At 50.8% G+C, this 20,566-nt stretch carries 20 protein-coding genes; 16 read left to right on the forward strand and 4 right to left on the reverse strand.

Going from position 1 to position 20,566, the window contains the following annotated elements; all coding sequences use genetic code 11:
* The first annotated feature begins 5 nt into the window (after positions 1-5).
* The 3 genes from AWM70_RS01430 (at position 6) to AWM70_RS01440 (ending at position 2,418) form a co-directional block, all read left to right on the forward strand.
* Positions 6-578, forward strand: a complete 573-nt coding sequence (locus tag AWM70_RS01430; protein ID WP_068693713.1) for a GNAT family N-acetyltransferase — start codon at positions 6-8, stop codon at positions 576-578.
* Complete coding sequence (locus AWM70_RS01435) at positions 575-1,564, forward strand: TRM11 family SAM-dependent methyltransferase (protein ID WP_083180085.1); 990 nt, start codon at positions 575-577, stop codon at positions 1,562-1,564. The genes AWM70_RS01430 and AWM70_RS01435 overlap by 4 nt, the downstream gene beginning before the upstream one ends.
* 116 nt (positions 1,565-1,680) lie before the next feature.
* A complete protein-coding gene (locus tag AWM70_RS01440) occupies positions 1,681-2,418 on the forward strand; it encodes a metallophosphoesterase family protein (RefSeq protein WP_068693715.1) in 738 nt (245 codons plus the stop codon).
* Between the two features lie 133 nt (positions 2,419-2,551).
* On the opposite strand, the gene AWM70_RS01445 is transcribed toward AWM70_RS01440, so the two are convergent.
* Positions 2,552-3,871 carry an MFS transporter gene (locus AWM70_RS01445; RefSeq protein WP_068693717.1) on the reverse strand — a complete coding sequence of 440 codons (1,320 nt, stop codon included), beginning with the start codon at positions 3,869-3,871 and terminating at the stop codon, positions 2,552-2,554.
* A 99-nt stretch (positions 3,872-3,970) separates the two neighbouring features.
* Here AWM70_RS01445 and msrA point away from each other — a divergent pair, with 99 nt between their 5' ends.
* Positions 3,971-4,936, forward strand: a complete 966-nt coding sequence (gene msrA, locus AWM70_RS01450) for a peptide-methionine (S)-S-oxide reductase MsrA (RefSeq protein WP_068693719.1) — start codon at positions 3,971-3,973, stop codon at positions 4,934-4,936.
* Positions 4,937-5,047: 111 nt separating this feature from the next.
* Here the strand turns inward: msrA and AWM70_RS01455 are convergent, their stop codons facing one another.
* The 3 genes from AWM70_RS01455 to AWM70_RS01465 all read right to left on the reverse strand — a co-directional run bounded on the left by AWM70_RS01455 (position 5,048) and on the right by AWM70_RS01465 (position 8,273).
* Entirely contained in the window at positions 5,048-5,332 is a 285-nt protein-coding gene (locus AWM70_RS01455) for a DUF3889 domain-containing protein (RefSeq protein ID WP_068693721.1), read from the reverse strand.
* Between the two features lie 215 nt (positions 5,333-5,547).
* A complete protein-coding gene (locus AWM70_RS01460; RefSeq protein ID WP_068693723.1) occupies positions 5,548-5,928 on the reverse strand; it encodes a rhodanese-like domain-containing protein in 381 nt (126 codons plus the stop codon).
* Positions 5,929-6,314: 386 nt separating this feature from the next.
* Complete coding sequence (locus tag AWM70_RS01465; protein WP_068693725.1) at positions 6,315-8,273, reverse strand: ABC-F family ATP-binding cassette domain-containing protein; 1,959 nt, start codon at positions 8,271-8,273, stop codon at positions 6,315-6,317.
* Between the two features lie 253 nt (positions 8,274-8,526).
* Here AWM70_RS01465 and AWM70_RS01470 point away from each other — a divergent pair, with 253 nt between their 5' ends.
* The 12 genes from AWM70_RS01470 (at position 8,527) to AWM70_RS01525 (ending at position 20,475) form a co-directional block, all read left to right on the forward strand.
* Entirely contained in the window at positions 8,527-9,153 is a 627-nt protein-coding gene (locus tag AWM70_RS01470; RefSeq protein ID WP_068693728.1) for a 5-formyltetrahydrofolate cyclo-ligase, read from the forward strand.
* Between the two features lie 14 nt (positions 9,154-9,167).
* A complete protein-coding gene (gene moaC, locus AWM70_RS01475; RefSeq protein WP_237167805.1) occupies positions 9,168-9,674 on the forward strand; it encodes a cyclic pyranopterin monophosphate synthase MoaC in 507 nt (168 codons plus the stop codon).
* 78 nt (positions 9,675-9,752) lie between these two features.
* Positions 9,753-10,238 carry a MogA/MoaB family molybdenum cofactor biosynthesis protein gene (locus AWM70_RS01480; RefSeq protein WP_068700259.1) on the forward strand — a complete coding sequence of 162 codons (486 nt, stop codon included), beginning with the start codon at positions 9,753-9,755 and terminating at the stop codon, positions 10,236-10,238.
* A 31-nt stretch (positions 10,239-10,269) separates the two neighbouring features.
* The gene (gene tatC, locus AWM70_RS01485; protein WP_068693730.1) at positions 10,270-11,028 is read left to right on the forward strand and encodes a twin-arginine translocase subunit TatC; all 759 of its coding nucleotides are present in this window, start codon (positions 10,270-10,272) and stop codon (positions 11,026-11,028) included.
* 253 nt (positions 11,029-11,281) lie between these two features.
* A complete protein-coding gene (groES, locus tag AWM70_RS01490) occupies positions 11,282-11,563 on the forward strand; it encodes a co-chaperone GroES (RefSeq protein WP_068693732.1) in 282 nt (93 codons plus the stop codon).
* 77 nt (positions 11,564-11,640) lie between these two features.
* Complete coding sequence (gene groL / locus AWM70_RS01495) at positions 11,641-13,269, forward strand: chaperonin GroEL (RefSeq protein ID WP_068693734.1); 1,629 nt, start codon at positions 11,641-11,643, stop codon at positions 13,267-13,269.
* Between the two features lie 226 nt (positions 13,270-13,495).
* Positions 13,496-13,969 (forward strand): IS200/IS605 family transposase, encoded by a 474-nt coding sequence (gene tnpA / locus AWM70_RS01500; protein WP_068693347.1) that lies wholly within the window; start codon positions 13,496-13,498, stop codon positions 13,967-13,969.
* Positions 13,970-14,161: 192 nt separating this feature from the next.
* The gene (locus AWM70_RS23370) at positions 14,162-14,494 is read left to right on the forward strand and encodes a hypothetical protein (protein WP_169823386.1); all 333 of its coding nucleotides are present in this window, start codon (positions 14,162-14,164) and stop codon (positions 14,492-14,494) included.
* Positions 14,495-14,836: 342 nt separating this feature from the next.
* The gene (locus AWM70_RS01510) at positions 14,837-16,423 is read left to right on the forward strand and encodes a PucR family transcriptional regulator (RefSeq protein ID WP_068693737.1); all 1,587 of its coding nucleotides are present in this window, start codon (positions 14,837-14,839) and stop codon (positions 16,421-16,423) included.
* Between the two features lie 137 nt (positions 16,424-16,560).
* Positions 16,561-17,829 (forward strand): cytosine permease, encoded by a 1,269-nt coding sequence (locus AWM70_RS01515; protein WP_068693739.1) that lies wholly within the window; start codon positions 16,561-16,563, stop codon positions 17,827-17,829.
* Entirely contained in the window at positions 17,826-18,929 is a 1,104-nt protein-coding gene (locus AWM70_RS01520; protein ID WP_068693741.1) for an S-methyl thiohydantoin desulfurase family protein, read from the forward strand. Before AWM70_RS01515 ends, AWM70_RS01520 begins: the two co-directional genes overlap by 4 nt.
* On the forward strand, positions 18,922-20,475 hold the full coding sequence (locus AWM70_RS01525) for a hydantoinase/oxoprolinase N-terminal domain-containing protein (RefSeq protein ID WP_068693743.1): 1,554 nt from the start codon (positions 18,922-18,924) through the stop codon (positions 20,473-20,475). The genes AWM70_RS01520 and AWM70_RS01525 overlap by 8 nt, the downstream gene beginning before the upstream one ends.
* Positions 20,476-20,566: the final 91 nt, after the last annotated feature.

Here is a 20,566-nt window from a genome sequence, read left to right on the forward strand (position 1 = left end):
AGACGATGAAGATCAGGCTGGCGGTTGCAGGGGATGAACCCGGTATAGCGGCTGTGCATGTAGACTCCTGGAGAACAACATACAAGGGTCTTGTGCCTGATTCTTATCTGGATGGTCTTAGTTACGGGCAGCGGACAGAGCTGTGGAAACGGAATTTGGCTTATCCCGGCGTCCGGGTGCTGGTGGCCGAAGACTCTGAAGGACGCATCATCGGCTTTATTTCGGGAGGTCCGGCCCAACCTGATCCTGCAGACAATCAAACCGCAGCGCAAGCTTCCGGGCTTTCTTATGATGCGGAGCTGACGGCTTTTTACCTCCTGGAAGATGCGCAAGGCCAGGGCACAGGCCGGAAGCTGGTCAGCGCGTTGTTCAGGCATTTGGCTCGGGACGGCTTGAAGGCTGCTCATGTTTGGGTGCTTGAAGAGAACAAAGCCAGAACCTTTTACGAGCATCTCGGAGCCGTCGTGACGGAGCGGGAAACCATCGAAATCGGCGGGAAAGCTTTGATGGAGCTGGGACTTGTCTGGAGCGAGCAGGATTTTGCAGTTATTCGGGATACAGGCGGGGCCGCAGAATGAAACAACTTCCACCCCAATCGGAGGAGATAAACCCGCTCAACGGAACAAATCCGGCAGCCAGCTCTTGGCTCTACACTTATGCGTGTCATGAGGATGAGCGGGAGTTGTGCGCACTAGAGCTGCGTTTGCTGCTTGGAGAACACCCGGGCCGGCGTCATGTGGAAAGCCGCTTGCAGGTTGCTCCGGAGCGCAGTCCTTTTCTTCATGAAAGACTGGCAGTCCAGCTCGAGGCCGAAACGCTGGAGGAACTGGAAGAAAAGGTTGGCGTGTTTCCGTTTGATCTGGATGGAGCAACCTTCAAGATTCGTTATCTGGACGCCGATCAGACTGAAACCTATGAGGGCAAAAGAGCGCTTGAACGGCGCATCGGAGCGCGGATTGAAGGCAAAGCCGACATGAAACGTCCGGACCGGCTGTATGGCCTGGCTTACTCTAAAGGGCGCTGGGTGTTCGGTGCCTGTGCGGCCGGGGAGTCTGTCTGGCTGAAACACAGCAGCAAACCCCGGCAGTATTCAACGGCGCTCAGTACAAGGGTAGCGCGGGCCGTCGTCAATATTGCAGCGCCCCGCATAGAGGGGCTGAAGCTTGTTGATCCATGCTGCGGTATCGGCACCGTCTTGATTGAAGCTTTGTCGATGGGGATCGAAGCGGAAGGATTTGACCTCAACCCGCTCGCCGTGAGCGGGGCCCGGGAGAACCTGAAGCACTTCGGCTTTCCGGAGGAGGCCGTTCATCCGGCGGATATGCGGCAGCTGGAAGGGCGATATGACGTATTGATTCTTGATCTGCCTTATAATTTATGTTCGGTTCTGCCGGAGGAGGAGCTGCTGGATATGCTGCGCAGCGCCCGCAGACTGGCGCCGAAAGCGATCATTTTAACTATTGAGGATATTTTGCCGGCATTTGGGAAATCAGGATGGACCCTAAAGGAAGCCTGCAGCATTTATAAGGGCCGCTTCTCAAGACAGCTGCTGATCGCAGAGTAGTTCGAAAAGTGAATCGAATTCTAGACCGGGGAACCCAGCAGGATAGGCGGGTGGGCAGCCGGCCTCTGGGTCATGATAAAGCAAGTGGAGCGACCTGATAAAAGGAGGTATCTCGCATGGAGAAAATGGCGGTTATTTCGGACATCCATGGCAATATGCCTGCTTTGAAGGCAGTGCTAAAGGATATAGAGGAGCGGGGGATTCAGCGGATTTTCTGCCTCGGCGATCTGGTCGGGAAAGGACCGCACGGTGATCTCGCCGTTGATCTGATCAAGGAGAAATGCGAGATCGTCGTATCCGGTAACTGGGATGAATTCATTCGCGAACCGAGTGATATCGACATCGTGACCTGGAATCAGGACAAGCTGGGAACCAGTCGGCTGGCGTATTTGAAGTCTTTGCCCTTTTGCATCGAGTTTATGATGAGCGGCCGGCTTGTCCGGCTGTTTCACGCATCGCCGAGAAGTTTATATGAACGGATTTACCCCTGGGATGAGCAGGGGAAAAGAGAGTCCTTATTTGAGCCGTCCGCAAACTGCCGGGTTCAGAAGCCTGCTGATGTGGCCGGCTACGGCGATATTCATACCGCCTTCCTGCAGCATCTGGAGAATGGCAGAACTTTGTTTAACACCGGCAGTGTGGGCAATTCACTTGATATGGTCCAGGCCTCCTATGTGATCATGGAAGGCGAATACGGCGCGCACGAAGCAGCGCCGTTTGGCCTGCAGTTCGTCCGTGTGCCTTATGATGTGGAGGAAGCGATCCGCGAGGCGGAAGAAAGAGGCATGCCGCAATTGGAGCCTTATGCGATCGAGCTCCGCACCGGACAATATAGGGGGAAATTTAAGGCTTAAAGACCGGCCTGTGAAACAACAAACGGCCAAAAAGAAGAGATGCAGGTCCGGATTTCCGGCCGCATCTCTTTTTGGGTTCTGAATGATTAATTTTTAAGAGTTGAACCTTGGTCAAGGAACCCGTCCATTCGGATTACATCTCCACTGCGCTGCGTGCATCTGCCGGTGAAGTTTTACGGAACATAAAGAAATACAGGAGGGACGCGACGACATACAGGCAGCCGGTAATGCTGAACGTAATCGCATATCCCCAATAGCTGCCGTAGCCGGTTACCAGCCAGGATTGAACCGGTCCCATAGTAGCCCAGCCCAGCATAAAGGCCGTCTGAGTGAGGGAGTTGGCTATGCCCCGCCGGTTGTCGGCGATCCGGTCGATCATGATCGAGGACTGAATCGGGTTCGCTGCATTCATAAGCGCCTGCCGGAACAGGAAGCTTACCGCCGCCACGGCGAACCAATGCGTGAAGCCGGTCAGCAGCAGGAAAGGCAGCGACAGCATTTGAAAGATCACCACCGCTTTGACTTGGCCGACCTTCCTCGCCAGCGTAGGACCGATCAGCATGGACACAATGGTCATCACTTGGCCGAGTGAAATCAGAATGCCCATCAGCGACAGCGAAGCCGAGAAGCGGTTCGTAAAATAAAGGTTCAGGTAAGGAACAACCAGACCGGAACCGAAGCCGATCAGCAGCTGGGCCGCCACAAACTTGCCGATCGTTTTGAATTCGCCTGTTGTTTGGCTTTCTTCAGCCCTCTTAGCGCTGCTGGAGCCTGAGCCGTTCTCCGCAGCAACGGTCGAACTGGGATCCTTTGCGTCCTGGTCTGCAAGAGCTTGTCCTTTAGAAGAGCGCTCGCGTACAAACAGCATGGGGATAAAAGCGGCGAAGGTTGCGCTGCCGCCCAAAGCAAGCACGGTCTGCAGACTCGCCAGCGTGCTGAAGCCTGCGGCCTGAAGGCCGTCCGCCAGCAGTCCGCCGCCCATGCTGCCGATTACTTGGGAGGCAAGGACCAGCGAAGAGAAATAACTGAACATGCGCAGGCGGTCCTTTGGTTTTACGTTCTCAGCCAGAAACGGAATGGACAACACCTGGAAAAAAGAAGCGAACAAGCCGGTGAACACGGCCAGACCGATCAAGCCGGCTTCGCCGGAGATGAAGGAGCGGAGCAGGAAAGCGGCGCCGCTGAACATTGCGCCGATAATCAGGATCTTCTTGCGGCTGGCCCGGTCGCCCCAAAGGCCGATCGGAACGAACAGGAAGGCGGTGGCCAGCGATTGAATGCTGACAACCCTGCCGTTCATCGCATCGTTGTAGCCAAGCTCTTGTATGTATAAATTATAGAGGACACCAAACATGCCGGTGCCGATTTGATATAAAATATTGGCAAGGAAAAACAATTTGATATTGCCGGACCATCTATTCAGTTCCCATCTGGCTGTTTGAATAAAACCCATTCAGGTACGCACCTCCGGTTGTTAGCAGCTTTATTATTCTAACATGGTAAAGCCTGCGGAAGGAACGATATTTTAATATAGAGGGGGATCCATCCATTCATGGAAGACAAGAAGCTTGAAACCGCGACCTTCGCGGGAGGCTGTTTCTGGTGTATGGTCAAGCCGTTTGATCAGCTGCCGGGCATTATTTCGATTGTATCGGGATATACGGGCGGACATACGGACAACCCGACCTATGAAGAGGTGGGGATGGAGACAACCGGTCATGCAGAAGCTGTGCAAATCGTCTTTAATCCCGAGATCTTCCCGTATGAGCGGCTGCTGGACATCTATTGGCAGCTCATTGATCCTACGGATAGCGGCGGTCAATTCATGGACCGGGGCGCCTCTTATCGGACGGCGATTTTTACGCATAACGAAGACCAGCGCTTGAAAGCCGAGGCGTCCAAGCAGGCGTTGGAGGCCAGTGGACGTTTTAAAGGGAAGATTGTTACCGAAATCGTGCCGGCGGGTCCTTTTTACCGGGCTGAGGAGGTCCATCAGAATTACCACAATACGCACCGGAACGATTACAATCTGTATTACGAGGCTTCCGGGCGGGAGGCCTTTACCGAGAAACACTGGCGCAGTGCCAAGGATCTGGAGCGGCTGCGCAGGCAGCTGACTCCCCTTCAATTTGAAGTGACCCAGCATGGGGCCAGCGAACCAGCTTATGACAATGCCTTCTGGAACAACACTCGGGAAGGTTTATATGTCGATGTCATCAACGGGGATCCGTTATTTAGTTCCATGGATCAATTTGATGCGGGGACGGGGCGGCCAAACTTCAGCCAGCCGCTGAACGAAGGGCTGATCCGCAAAGAAGCCGATTACAGCGGCGGCCAGGTGAAGGTTGTGCTGAAGAGCCGGTTATCCGGTGCCCGCCTGGGTTATTGGGGACGCAGCGAGGTTTCGCCAACCGGCTTTCAGTTTGAGGTAAACTCAGCTGCGCTGCGGTTTATTCCGAAAGAAGATCTGGAAGAAGCCGGTTACGGGGCGTATGCCTCGCTTTTTCCCAAAGGCTGATCTTGTTCACCTGAACCAGATTGATATAAAGCGATACCGATGTAAGAAGTAAGGGCTGCCGGTTAACGCGCCTGCTCAAAATGTATGGAAATAAGCTCGTCATTGGAGGGATCAAACCGGACATATACGTAAACACCAAATTCGCCCTTTTTTCTTCAGCCACAGCTTGAATCTTTCTTCACTGACCGTAGGTGAAACGGAGTACCTTCCGATGTGGAGATAGTCGATTACAGAAGCCTCGTATTTGGTTTGTGCCTGTTTGACAGCCAGCTGCCCCCATTTGGCATAAGCCGGATCATCGAAGTGAAGGGTAGAGGCGGCAATCGCAGCGGGTGTGAACAGATGAACGAACAAGGTCAGGACCGAATGCCAGATCATGACGGGCAAAGACATCATTTTCAGTAATTCCCCTTTACCAATTGTCTTTTATTCCAACTATTAATGGTTCTGCTCCTAGGATGCCGTTACAGCGGAAGGGTTATACCGATACTTTCATGCACGGCAAAAAAACCCGGCGTCATGTGACACCGGGTATTCTCCCAATAGCTTCTGTTGCTCCTATTGCTTCTGTTGCTTAACCGGCTGGCCAGCAGGACCTGGTTTTACGTTTATTAGCTGCGTTCAAGCTGCTCCATGCCGGTGAAATCCTCGATGATCTTCTCGGGGCCTTGGACGATTTCCTTATCCCAGCCAAGCATTCCGCCTTCATAATTGTGAATATGAGCGAAGCCGAGCTCCTGGAAATAACGGGCCACATTCAGGCTGCGCTGTCCGCTCCGGCAGATGAAGACGTATTCCCGTTCTTTATCCATATCGTCCGCATATTCGGCAATTTCGCCCATTGGAATCAGCGGCACGGTTGGGATATGTCCAGCTTCATATTCAAAGGGCTCCCTGACGTCTATAACGATTGTTCCGCGTTCTTTATCCTCCAAAATCTGCTGCAGCTCATCCGCATCAATATGGGAAACTCCGTACATCATTTTGCTCATCTTAAACTCTCTCCTTATTCGTCGTATCGTATAGGTAGTTGAATCTGCGTTTTCGACTCTTGTCAAGGTGTGGACAAAATTATCCACATTCCAACACGCTTCTGTGTGTAAACAAAATGAAAGCATACCCCGCAAGGGTTTGTTTGAAACAGGGAAAAGGGCCTTTTTCCCTACACTTTTATTGTGAAAACTGTGGATAATGTGCATAACTTGGTGGATAAAATCCCCTCTTTATTAAAAAAGCCTGGTACAAGCGGTTTTTTTAGCCTAACTCGCTTGGATTTTTGTTCAATTAATCACCGTTTCTGGGGATAACCATGTGCATAAGTTAAATGTCATATTTTTGAATGATTTCGTACTTTTTTGCCCCATTCCTCCGCAGGTTGTCACGCTTCGGCAAGCTGCTCCCATTCGGCATAAGCTTCGGCCAGTTCGGCTTTATGTTTGTCGATTGTGGCCTGTCTCTCCTGAACGGCCATATAGTCCTGATAGACCTCAGGCAACGTCAGTTCATTTTCAAGCGTTTCGATCTCTTCCTCCAGCTTGGCAATGGAGGTTTCAAGCTGCTCCATGCGTCGCTGGCGGCTGCGTTCTTCCCGTTTGGCCTGTTTGTCGGCTTCAAAGGAAGCAGCACCTGCTTTGGGTTCGCTTGTCTCGGCAGCGTCTTTCTTGGCTCCGGCGGTTTGTTTGGCTGCCGCATTCGCCGCCTGCTCGGCGGCAATTTCGGCAAGCTCCTGCTTCTTCTCGACATAGTCATCATAATTTCCTAGGAAATGTCGGGCCCCTTCCGGATGCAGTTCAATCACCCTTTCGGCCATTTTATTCAGGAAATAACGGTCATGGGAAATAAACAGCAGCGTTCCGTCATAGTCAAGCAGGGCAGATTCGAGCACTTCCTTGCTGTACAAGTCCAGGTGGTTGGTCGGTTCGTCCAAAATCAGCACATTGGCTTTCTGCAGCATCAGCTTAGCCAGCGCCACACGGGCTTTCTCGCCGCCGCTCAGGCTGGAGACCCGCTTCTGCACGTCATCCCCGCTAAACAGGAAGTTGCCGAGGATCGTCCGAATCCGCGCTTCCTCTACATGGGGGTAAGCGCTCCACAGCTCCTCCAATACGGTATTTGAGCCGGTCAGGTGCGTCTGCTCCTGATCATAATAACCGATCCTGATTTTGGTGCCCCAATTGATCTTGCCGGCTGTCGGCTTCAAATCGCCGGTCAAAATTTTGAGTAGCGTGGATTTGCCGATGCCGTTTGGGCCGATCAAGGCGGCGGTTTCGCCGCGGCGCAGCTCAAAGGAGACATTTTTGAAAAGCGGATGATCTTGATCAAAGGCGTAGGACAGCTGGTCAACCTGCAGCACTTCACGTCCGGACATGATTTCCGCTTCAAAGGAGAAGTTGGCCCGCTTCAAATCGCCAAGCGGTTTGTCCATGACCTCCATTTTGTCGAGCATCTTCCGGCGGCTTTGCGCCCGTTTGGTAGTGGAGGCTCTGACGATGTTCTTCTGGATAAAATCCTCCATCCGGGCGATTTCATCCTGCTGTTTCTCGTATTGCTTCATGGCGCTTTCGTATTCGGCGTCCTTCAGCTCGGCGTAACGGCTGTAATTGCCCGTATAACGTTTGGATTGATGGCGTTCGATTTCGACGATTGACGTCACCAGCCGGTCCAGGAAATAGCGGTCGTGAGACACGACAAGCAGGGAGCCGGAATAAGCGCGCAGATAGTCCTCAAGCCAGGTGAGCGTCTCGATGTCCAGATGGTTGGTCGGTTCGTCCAGCATCAGCACATCGGGAGCCTGCAGCAGGATGCGGGCCAGCGCCAGCCGGGTCTTCTGCCCGCCGCTCAGCGTGGCGATCGGCGTATCCGGCGGGAACGCTCCGAAGCCCATGCCGTGCAGGACGCTGCGGATCCGGGTCTCGATTTCATAACCGCCAAGATCTTTGAAGCGGTCCGAATTCTGGGCATAACGCTCGAGCAGATCCTGGTAGCTTTTATCTTCATGGTTGGCGGACGGATCGGCGATTTGATGCTCCATCCGCCGCAGCTCGGCTTCCATCTCCAGCAGGGGGGCGAAGACCAGCAGCATTTCCTCCCACAGCGTTTTATCGGAAGCGAGTCCGCTGTTCTGGGCCAGATAACCCAGCGTTGTTTCTTTGGCCTTAAAAATCTGCCCGCCGTCATAGGACATCTCGCCGGCGAGAATTTTGAGCAGCGTGGATTTGCCTGCGCCGTTGACGCCGACAAGGCCGATCCGCTCGCGCTCTTGTATTTGAAGGCTGATGCCTTCCAGAATAGGTGTTACTCCATAGAGCTTCGTAATATTTGAGGCTTGAAGCAGCATAATAACTAACATCCTCCATCTTTATAATGAACCGCTCGCATGGGCGGCAGTCAGGTCACAGATTCTTTTTCAGTTTAACCGAAACCGGCTCCGATTGCACCGGAAAGAGAGGTTTGAATTGTTTTTGACCAGGCTTGCGGAAAGCGGCGGGGCTTGTTTTCATTTTCATGGAACAATGATAAACTAACTAATAGAACTGATATTTCGTATATGTCAATAGGATAAGTTCATTTCGGGCTGAAAGGTAGCGGACATGGAACTGAAAGAAATAAAAAGTTTGCTGAGACAAGAAGCGGCGGCCAAACGGGCTTCTCTGGAAGAACCGGTTCGCCAGACGTTATCCGCTGCCGCCTGCAGGCTTGCCGAAGATGAGGTGCTTGCACCGCTGCGCCGAAGCCGGCCGGGTCAACGACTTACCTTGTTTACCTACCTATCCTTCAAAGACGAGCTTTCAACCAAGCCTCTTGTGGAGAGCTGCCTGCAGCAGGGCGACAAAGTGCTTGTGCCCCGTGTTACAAAGGGCGGGAAGCTGTCGGTGCATGGCTTTGAAGGCTGGGCTGCACTCAAGCCAGGAGTGTGGGGGATTCCCGAGCCGGATGCGGACAGTCCGGTTTGGCCGGAAGAACGGTATGGTGACATCGACGTGGTCATCGTCCCGGGACTGGTTTATGATTTGCAGGGGGGGCGGATCGGCTACGGCGGCGGTTATTATGACCGCTTTGCGCAGCAGCTGAAACAGGCGGCTGATGGGAGAACGGGACGCACGTTATTCGTTTCTTTAATGTTCGAAGAACAGCTTGTCCGGCAGGTTCCGGCCGAAGCGCATGACTTGAGCCTGGATGTGCTGATTACGCCAGCGAACGTATTTTACATAAATTAAGGATGATGTTTAAGATGGAACAACCAGGAAGCGGAATGACCCACTTTAATGAGCAGGGCCGGGCGAAGATGGTGGATGTCTCCGGCAAGGAGGTAACCTTCAGGACGGCTGTCGCCGTTACAACGGTTACGATGCTGCCTTCCACGCTGGCGGCTATCCGGCAGGGGAACGTTCATAAAGGCGATGTGCTGGCCGTGGCCCAGATCGCCGGCATCCAGGGCGCGAAGCGGACCTCGGACTGGATTCCGATGTGCCATCCGCTGCCGCTGACCGGAGTGAATATTACTTTCTCGGATAACGGCCAGGATCAGCTTTATATTGAAGCTTCCGTCAAGACGGAAGGACGCACCGGCGTGGAGATGGAGGCGCTGACAGCTGTTTCGGCCGCGGCGCTGACGGTCTACGATATGTGCAAGGCGCTCCAGAAGGATATGGTCATCGGGCCAACCGAATTGAAGTCCAAGCAGGGCGGCAAAAGCGGTGACTATTACAAGGGGCAAGAAACAGCAGAATCAAAGTGAAAATCAGCGTTACGGCTATTATAGGATGACATAAGTGTTCCAATTGAGTTCCTAATGCGGATGGAGGAAACCTTTATGATGAAGTGGAAAACAGCCATCCTCACGGCCAGCGACAAAGGCTCCCGGGGAGAGCGGGAGGATACGAGCGCCCAGGTGATACGGGAACTGGTCGAAGAGGAATTGAACGGTGAAATTATCGAATACCGGATCGTTCCGGACGAGGAAGATGAAATTATCGCCGCACTTATCGAAATGACCGATTATTTTCAGGCCAATCTGGTGTTGACGACCGGAGGAACGGAGCTGGCTGCGCGAGATGTAACGCCCGAGGCTACCCGGCGGGTGATTGAGCGCGAGGTTCCCGGCATGGCGGAAGCGATGCGGGCCGGCGCCATGAAAAAAAATCCGGCCGCCATGCTGTTCCGGGGAGTTGTCGGCATTCGCGGCAGAACCCTGATCGTCAACCTGCCTGGCACTCCTAAGGGAGTCCATGAGAATTTGGCCGCGATTATGGATCAATTGCCGGAAGCCCTGCTGATGGTAACGGGGCAGTTCAGGTTATAATCGCAGGGATAAGCTGCAGAAGGAGGAGCGCATGAGCGAATCATCAGCTGCAACGATGAGCATGACCCGTCACCTCATGGAACTCCGCAAACGTCTGCTGGCCGTGGTGCTCGTGTTTGGTCTTGTGCTGGTCGGCGGTTTCTTTGCGGCTGAGCCGATCTACCACTATCTTACGACGAGAGGCAGCGGCGGAGTTTACGTACGTCTGAACGCTTTTTCCTTTTGGGACGGGGTCGGCATTTATATGAAAATTGCGCTCACCGTTGCTTTTGGCATTACGCTGCCGTTTACCTTCTATCAGCTGTGGGCGTTTGTCAGCCCCGGCCTGAAGGCGGAGGAGCGGAGGGCAACGCTGAAGTATATTCCGTTCGCTTTTTTAAGTTTTGTTGGCGGAGCTGCTTTTGGTTATTATGCGGTTTTTCCGCTGGCCATTCATTTTACCTCTAACCTGAACAAGGAATTGGGACTGGTGGAAACCTACGGGGCTGCCGATTATTTCCGGTTTCTCACAAACATTGTGGTACCGGTCTCGCTGGTGTTTGAGCTGCCGCTTATCGTGCTGTTTCTGACGCACCTGCGGCTGGTGAATCCGGCCAGGCTCCGCAAGATGCGGAAAACGGCTTATTTTGCCCTTGTTGTCGCTTCCGCCGCCATTACGCCGCCCGATTTCATTTCGGCTTTTATTGTATTGATTCCGCTTCTGCTGCTGTATGAGTTCAGTATCGTATTGTCTGCGCGCGTATACCGGAAGCAGCATCAGGAAGAGCCTAAGGAAGAACCTAAGGAATAAGAATATACAGCCCGTTTGCGTATAACCCGGAATATCTTCTTTCTCGCAAGGATAGAATGAGTAGGGAATGTCCAAACGGTTTTTTTTTGTGAAAAAGTTATGCCGAAAAAGTTGTACAAAGGACTTGAAAAATGAAGTTACTTTGAGTATCATAAACAGTGTTGTTAGCACTAAGTGATGTTGAGTGCTAATACATAAGAACAATCACATTAAAACTTAAATCTAACATAATTTCGAAGGAGGCTATTTTTTCATGATCAGACCTTTAGGTGAACGCGTATTGGTGGAAGCTATCGAGCAAAGCGAAACTACGGCATCCGGAATCGTGCTTCCGGACACCTCCAAAGAGAAACCGCAAGAAGGCAAAATTGTTGCCGTAGGCAGCGGTACGCTGAAAGACGGCGTTCGTGTTCCTTTGGAAGTTCAAGTTGGCGATGTGGTGATCTTCTCCAAATATGCCGGCACAGAAGTGAAATACGAAGGCAAAGAATATTTGATTATGAAAGAAAGCGACATTCAAGCTATCGTTGAATAATAGACCCGCACCAAATCGAAAGACAGATTGTCTAGTAGCATGACTATAACGAATCGATAATTGGGAGGTTTTTTACAATGGCAAAAGACATTAAATTCAGTGAAGACGCTCGCCGCGCAATGCTTCGTGGTGTAGACGCTTTGGCTAACGCTGTAAAAGTTACTTTGGGTCCTAAAGGCCGCAACGTAGTTCTGGAGAAGAAATTCGGCAGCCCGCTCATCACCAATGACGGCGTAACGATCGCGAAAGAAATCGAGCTGGAAGACGCATTCGAGAACATGGGCGCTCAGCTGGTTAAAGAAGTTGCAACTAAAACTAACGACGTTGCCGGCGACGGTACTACAACTGCAACCGTGTTGGCACAAGCCTTGATCCGTGAAGGTTTGAAAAACGTTACTGCAGGCGCAAGCCCAATCGGCCTTCGCAAAGGGATCGACAAAGCGGTTCGCGCTGCTGTAGAAGAACTGAAATCCATCTCCAAAACCATCGAAGGCAAACAATCCATCGCTCAAGTAGCTGCAATCTCTGCTGCTGACGAAGAAGTGGGCCAACTGATCGCGGAAGCGATGGAGAAAGTCGGCAAAGACGGCGTAATCACTGTAGAAGAATCCCGCGGATTCGCTACGGAGCTGGAAGTTGTAGAAGGTATGCAATTTGACCGCGGCTACATCTCTCCTTACATGATTACCGACACCGACAAAATGGAAGCTAACCTGGAGAATCCTTACATCCTGATCACCGATAAAAAGATCAGCAGCACACAGGAAATCCTGCCGCTGCTTGAGAAAATCGTTCAACAAAGCCGTCCGCTTGTCATCATCGCGGAAGACATTGAAGGCGAAGCTCAAGCCATGCTGATCGTCAACAAACTGCGCGGCACATTCAATGCGGTAGCGGTTAAAGCTCCTGGCTTCGGCGACCGTCGTGAAGCTATGCTGCAGGATATCGCTGCTTTGACTGGCGGCCAAGTGATTACAGAGAAACTGGGTCTCGACCTGAAATCCACAACGATCGATCAATTGGGTAACGCTCGTCAAGTGATCGTAACGAAAGAGAACACAACGATCGTTGACGGCGCTGGCGACAAAGCCGATATCGATGCTCGTGTGAACCAAATCCGCGCTCAACTGGAAGAAACCACTTCCGAGTTCGACAAAGAGAAGCTGCAAGAACGTCTGGCTAAACTGGCTGGCGGCGTAGCGGTTGTTAAAGTCGGCGCGGCTACTGAAACCGAACTGAAAGAGCGCAAGCTGCGCATCGAAGACGCCCTGAACGCAACCCGCGCTGCGGTTGAAGAAGGTATCGTAGCCGGTGGCGGTACAGCACTCGTGAACGTATACGGCGCTGTTGCAGCCGTTCAAGCGACTGGCGACGAAAAAACAGGCGTAGAGATCGTGCTCCGCGCTCTGGAAGAACCAATCCGCACAATCGCAGCCAACGCTGGCGAAGAAGGTTCCGTCATCGTGGACCGTCTGAAGAAAGAAAAAACAGGCATCGGCTTCAACGCCGCTACTGGCGAATGGGTAAACATGATCGAAGCCGGCATCGTTGACCCTGCTAAAGTAACTCGTTCCGCACTGCAGCACGCTGCCTCCGTTGCAGGCCTGTTCCTGACAACTGAAGCTGTGATCGCTGACAAACCAGAACCAGAAAAAGCTGGCGCTCCAGACATGGGCGGCATGGGCGGTATGGGCGGCATGATGTAAAAAAAGGCTGATAAAGCCTTAATCTCTACTTAAAGGTTTTAACCCACTTCTTAATTGTTAAATTAAGAAGTGGGTTTTTTATTTTTAGGCTTCAGCCTGTTGAGCGCGTGAAACGCGCGAAATATAAAACCACCCGCTATGCGGGTGGAGGGATCTAGGGTTACACCAATAAGACCATCCCGATAAAATTGAGATGTTCAGGCTCAATTCGAAAGGATGGTCTTAAATGGCAAATAAAAACTTTAGTTTAGCGCACACAAAGTGGATGTGTAAGTATCACATTGTGTTCACCCCGAAGTATAGACGTAAAGAGATCTACAATCAAGTGAGACGAGATCTAATTGAAATCATGAAGCGTCTATGTAAATACAAGGGAGTCGAGATATTAGAAGGACATATGATGCCGGATCATGTGCACATGCTGGTGGCGATTCCACCGAAAATATCTGTGTCTTCCTTTATGGGCTATTTAAAAGGGAAAAGCGCACTCATGATCTTTGAGAAGCATGCCAATTTGAAGTATAAGTATGGGAATCGTAAATTCTGGGCGGAAGGCTACTACGTAAGTACAGTGGGGCTAAATGAAGCCACCGTCGCCAAATACATTCGAGAGCAAGAGGCACATGACCAGGCAGTGGATAAGCTGAGTGTAAAAGAGTATGAAGATCCATTCAGCAGCAACAAGAGCAAGAAAAAGTAAAACCAGTTTAACTGGTAAGTGAAAGAGACAAATAACACTGAGCCTGAACGCTTTGTGGTCAGGCTAGCGTCTTTAGGCGCAGTTTGGCAACAAGGGGTTATACCCCTAGTGCAAACCACCCGTTGGACGGGTGGTTCTGATTTGATTAAATTTAAAACAATTTTTTGAAACCAATTGATTGCCGCTCTTGTCATGATAAAAGTAATTGGTAACATAATTGTGGAGATGAAAAGAGAGTATTTTATTCGGGAAAAATCAATGTCCAACCATAGGCCAGTCTCTCTATATGCATTAATAGAAGGCCCGATTAAGTTTACTAACAACGCGCAGATCCAAGCTGCAATTACGCTTATAATCCAGGAAGCCTTATTACGAATTGGCTTGTTTATTATATACAAACCTAGTACTGCAAAGAAGATAGATGAAGGAATAATTGCCGAAAACAATTTTAAACTCGTGTATCCCATAACCGCGCCTAATAAATTTACTACTAATGAAACAATAATAGATGAAATAGCTCCATAAACAATTCCAAAAGCTATTATGATTCCCTTTCGCATAATTTTATCTCCTCCAGCTCGGAATTCAAGGTACTACTGTTCAAGATTTCTGGTGCATTATCAGAGAAGGATATACTCTTAAATTAATAAAGATATCAGGCCTCTTGGCGGCTTTCAAATTTTTACTACATTCAGGTGAAATTTTGTAATCATTAATTCAGGAGTAAATATCTACGAACGATAATCTGTAATGGGCCGCTTGATGCAAGAAAAGGCTGATAAAGCCGGCTGGCACCACATCCCCAAACGTTTTACAATATAGGGATACATTTATCCATAAGAAAACAAAACAAAAGTGGTGATACCAATGGGGGTAACCGTTAAGGATATTTTACAATTGCCTTCCTTTCAGGGGGCCAAAGTATTAACAGGAAAGAGCAATTTGAGCCGTACGGTCTCCTCCTTGTCTGTTCTAGAGGTGTCCAATGCGGATTTTTCTTCTCAGATCGTTAATTCGGTACAGGAAGAGTGGTACGCGGAAGAACTTGTGATCAGCTCTCTTTTTTCGATAAAGGACAGTGTTGAGAAGCAATGCGAGACCATCCGTTATTTGCACGGACTTGGAGAAGTGGGGCTGATCTTATATTATGTAGGCATTGTCATTCGGGAGCTCACGGAAGAGGTGCTGGAATTTGCAGAATCCCTGAATTTCATGATTATCTGCATGCCGGAGAACGATTATACGCTGCGTTACAACGAGGTCATCTATGAGGTCATGGAAGCCATCGTGCTGAACAATCAGACGATCAACGACAATTTCGTCAATGAATCTCTGGAAAAGGTGACGCTCCTCCCTGAGCATTCGCAAAGTGTGGAGATGACGCTGAAGCTGTTATCCGACCGGCTGAAGGCCAGCCTCATTCTGACAAACAAAAACCTGCAAATCGTAAATCAGGTGATGTGGCCGCGCAACTCGCCTTTGGAGGTCTCCCAAATGATCCGGGATTACGCGCCACAGCTGGTAAACAGCGGCAGCCGGACTGAAGACCGGGCGCCTGCCTGCTTTATAGAGCACCGCGGCATCTATCAGAAGAACGGGGAAGTGCTGTATTTATTTCTGATTAAGGAACAATCCAAGCTGCCCGCCAAAACGATGGATAAAATCAGTGAAGTGGTGCAGGTGGCTATCAACCTATGGGGCGACAAACATAATGAGGTCAGCGAATATGCCTTGGTGAAAGCTATCATCAACGATGAAAGCGAGAAAATGCGCAGGCTTGCGCAGCTCCTTCATATTGATGTCTCCGCCATTCAAATGATGTGGCTGGTGTACCTTCAGGACTTGTCCATGGAGAAACACGTTCGAGAAGAGTTAGAGGAGTACCTGTCCAAATACTATAAGACGGCGGTCATTCAAACGATTGATCATTGTATTATCGTCCTGCTCGGGAACTGCTCCTACAAATACAATGAATATGAAATTGCGGCTGAATATGCCGAGACGACAAGCTTTCTGGCCTCTATATCCGAAATGGTCTACGCGCCGCGTATGAGAAATACGCTGGATGTAAGGCGGATGTACCAGCTTGTGAATCAAGTAGGGAAGAAGGTTCACCTGATCTACAATCACCGCAAATTATTTACGGCAGCGGAGATTCGCTCTATGAAGCGGGCCATTGATTTGAGTATACAGGGCGAAGAGGTTATCGAGGAATGGATGTCCGCTATAGCGCCTGTACTAAATGATGCGGAGTCGGTCCGGACGCTGGCCACCTTCCTGCTGGATGCCAAGGGAAATCTGGATGAATGCGCACGGCTGCTTTTCATTCATAAAAATACGGTGAAATATCGGATCAAGAAGATTAGTGAGCTGGTCGGATACGACATTACCGTCAACTCCGAGTTTTACGAGGTTTACCTGGCTTGCATGATTTACCGGCTAATTAATAGCTGACCTTCCAAAACTATCCGGGTTTTTGTCTTTTAGGACAAAAATTCGGATTTTTCTTTTTATTTCTGAAAAAGACGATCTTCTATCCTTTCATTTACAATAAGAAAAATCAATTTGAACGAGATAGGAGGAAGGCAGATATGAAAACAGATAAAGCCAATCAATCCTGGTTTACGTTAGCCTTTGTATGGGCCGGAGCCATGATCAGCATACCTGGTCTTCTCGTCGGAAATACCCTGATCGCAGGGATGAGCATGGCCCAGACCTTAGTTGTCACAGTAGTGGGGTATGCCATTATCGTAGTCCTTATGATTCTCCAGGGCATGCAGAGCACAGACTTGGGCAAATCGACCGTTCAGGTCGCAAGCCAGGTGTTTGGTAAACAAGGCTCACGTACCATTCTTTCGATTCTTCTGACGATTGCCTGTCTGGGCTGGTTTGGGATTCAGGCGAATGTGTGCGGAGCGGCGGTGGCTAACTTGATGGCGGAGTTTGATATTAAAATGTCCGTACCTGTTGCTTCGCTGATCAGCGGTCTGGTGATGGTTGTTTCGGCCATGTATGGGATCAAAGTGCTTCGAGTACTAAGCTATATCGCTGTACCTTTACTGGTTGTCCTTTGTGTTTATGGCCTCATTCATGCCCTGACCGGTGACAATGTGCAGCTGATTTCGAATTATAGACCCGAATCGAAGATGAACTTTACGGACGGGCTGGCTGTCACGATCGGCTCCTTTGCCCTCGGTGCAGTCATTGCGGGAGATTACTCCCAGTTCTCCAGAAAACGTTCCGATGTGTGGAAAGCGGCCCTCTTCGGCATTATTCCCGCAGGGGTCCTGATGATCGGCGTCGGTGCCGTACTTACGCTTGCTTATCAGACCAATGACGTAACAGCCGTGTTCTTGAGTATTGCCACTCCGCTGATCGGCGGGATCGCTTTGGTTCTGGCCACTTGGAAAACCAATATGGTCAACGCCATTTCCGGCGGATTTGCTTTAATCAACGTCTTTAACGTTTCCAAGCAGAAAGAGAAATGGGCGGTCGGGGCTGCCGGACTTATCGGAACAGTGCTCGCCGTAATCGGTATTCTGGGTTATTTTACACCGGTGATGTCGATCCTGTCGGCTATGGTTCCCCCAGTAGCAGGTGTAATGATCGCCTCTTATTGGATGATCAACAAGGGAGACAAGAACAGCTGGAGAGAGACGGAAGGGGTTAACAAGCTGGGCATCTACTCCTGGCTTATCGGTTCGGTGATCGCGGCCATTCCGGTTGTACTCTCGCTGTTCCCGAGCCTGCCGCAGGTGTCCAATCAGCCCCTGATCGGGATTGTCATTTCCTTTGTCCTTTATGTCGTAGGTTACCGGATTACAGCTTCAAAAACAGTAGTATTGGAGGAACAGCAATGAGATATCTGGATAAAACAGCTATTGAAAATATTTCAATCGGGGCCGCTTTCCTGGGAACAGGCGGCGGCGGCGACCCCTATATCGGCAAGCTGATGGCGATTTCCGCCATTGAACAAAACGGCCCGGTCAGGCTGTATTCGGTTGATGAAATCGCCGATGAGGATTTTTTTATCCCGACGGCCATGATGGGGGCACCTTCCGTATCGTCCGAGAAGTTCCCGAATGGGAGCGAATTCGTTAAAGTATTTCAGAAGCTGTCCCGTTACCTGGGCAAAGACAACATTGCAGGCACTTATCCGATGGAAGCGGGCGGCGTCAATTCGATGATCCCCATCGTAGTCGCTGCACAGCTGGGACTGCCGCTCGTCGATTGCGACGGGATGGGAAGAGCGTTTCCGGAGCTGCAGATGGTAACGTTTAACCTGGATGGCGTACCGGCGACGCCGATGGCGATTACCGATGAGAAAGGGAATATCGGCATTTTTGAAACGATTGATAATAAATGGACGGAGCGGCTCGCCCGGGCGGTGACGGTGGAGATGGGAGCAAGCGCTCTAGTGAGCTTATACCCGACGACCGGCGCACAGATGAAAACAAGCGGCGTGCATGGCATCGTGACGCTTTCGGAGCAGATTGGAGAAATTATTGCTTCGAAGAATAGAGACGCCAAGGACAAACTTGAGGAGCTGCTCCAGCTTGTATCCGGTTATGAGCTCTTCCAGGGCAAGATTGTCGATGTGATCCGGGAGACCAAAGGAGGGTTTAACCTCGGCCGCATGAATCTGGAAGGGATTGAAGGCCATAAGGGCGGAAACATGGACGTTCATTTTCAAAATGAAAATCTCGTTGCGGAGAAGGACGGCCGCGTTGTAGCGATGACCCCGGACTTGATTTGTCTGGTCGATTTCGAAACCTTGTCGCCTATAACTACAGAAAGCCTGAAATACGGGAAACGCGTAAGAGTCATCGGACTCCCTGCCCATGAGAAGTGGAGAACGGCGAAAGGCATAGAGACAGCGGGTCCCAAGTATTTTGGATATGACTATGAATATGTTCCTCTTGAAAAATTGGTAAACAAGGCGGTGACAGACCATGTATAGAATCGGAATTGATGTGGGCGGAACCAATACGGATGCCATTATTCTGGATGAGCGCCATCAGCTGATCCATGCCGTGAAATCGCCGACAAGTTTGGATATCAAGACGGGGATTGAATCCTCTCTCCGGCAGTTGCTGCAGGAAGCCAAGATTGATAAAGCACAGATTACTCACGCGATGCTGGGCACAACCCAATGCACTAATGCGATTGTAGAACGCAAGAAGCTGGCGAAGGTCGGCGTTATCCGTTTAGGATACCCGGCTACAGCATCCGTACCGCCATATACGGCTTGGCCTAAAGATATGGTGGACATCCTGTCCGGCAGCTACTCGCTGGTTCAGGGCGGTTATGAATACGATGGCCAGCTGCTTGGTGAGGTGGATGAAGAGGAGATTAAGGCACTGCTGGACAAGTGGCGGAACCATGTGGAGTCCATTGCCGTAATCGGGGTATTTTCCTCCATCAAAAATGACCAGGAGCTTTTGGTTCGTGACCTCATTCAAGAAGAATACGGGGAAGCCTTCCCGGTTTCCTGCTCCTCTTTAATCGGCTCCGTCGGTCTTATTGAACGGGAGAACGCAACGATTTTAAATGCGGCATTGTGCAAGGTGATTGCTGCAACTACGTCGGGATTTATTCATGCCCTTGAGGAAGAAGGAATCAAAAGTGCGCAGGTCTACCTGTGCCAAAACGACGGAACCCTGATGTCCATTGATTATGCCAAGCAGTTCCCGATTTTGACGATTGCCTGCGGACCGACCAACAGCATCCGAGGCGCTTCTTATCTGGCACAGATCAAAGATACGATGGTGCTCGACGTAGGCGGCACGACCTCGGATATCGGCGTTCTGCAGGACGGTTTCCCCCGGGAATCCTCAGTAGCCGTTGAGGTCGGCGATATCCGCACCAATTTCCGGATGCCGGATATCATCTCCGTTGGCCTGGGCGGCGGCAGTATTGTCCGGGTGAGCGACAGCGGTGCCATTACAGTCGGTCCGGACAGTGTCGGCTATAGAATCGGCGAAGAAGCGCTTGTCTTTGGCGGGAATACACTGACAACAACGGATATCGCAGTCCGTCTGGGGCTTGCTGAGGTCGGCGATAAAAGTCTGGTGTCTCACCTGGAAGAGGATTTTGCCTTAGCGGTACAGGCCCAGATAGCGGCTATCATCGAGCAGGCCATCGATAAGATGAAAACCTCTTCCGAAGACATTCAGCTCGTTCTTGTGGGCGGAGGAAGTATCATTATTCCTGATCAGATTCGCGGGGTCGCCCGTATGATCAAAACGGAAAACGGAAATGTCGCCAATGCCATCGGCGCCTCCATTGCCCAAATCAGCGGCCAATACGAACAGATTTATATTTACTCCAGAGAGCCGCGCGAATCTTCCCTGAAGGATGCCGAGGAAAAAGCGGTTAAACAAGCCGTTTTAGCCGGTGCGGTTTCCGAAACCATTGAATTGGTAGAAGTGGAAGAGACGCCGCTGGCTTATCATCCGGAGAATGCCACCCGATTAAGAGTCAAAGTTGTAGGAAAAATGAAATAGTAGTATAGGGTTAAAAAAATCCCTGCCGGCATAGGTTCTATGCTTGCAGGGATTTTATTTTGCTATTTTTCTAAGGGATCACATCGCCGGT

This window comes from Paenibacillus yonginensis (genome assembly GCF_001685395.1).
Taxonomy (GTDB): domain Bacteria; phylum Bacillota; class Bacilli; order Paenibacillales; family Paenibacillaceae; genus Fontibacillus; species Fontibacillus yonginensis.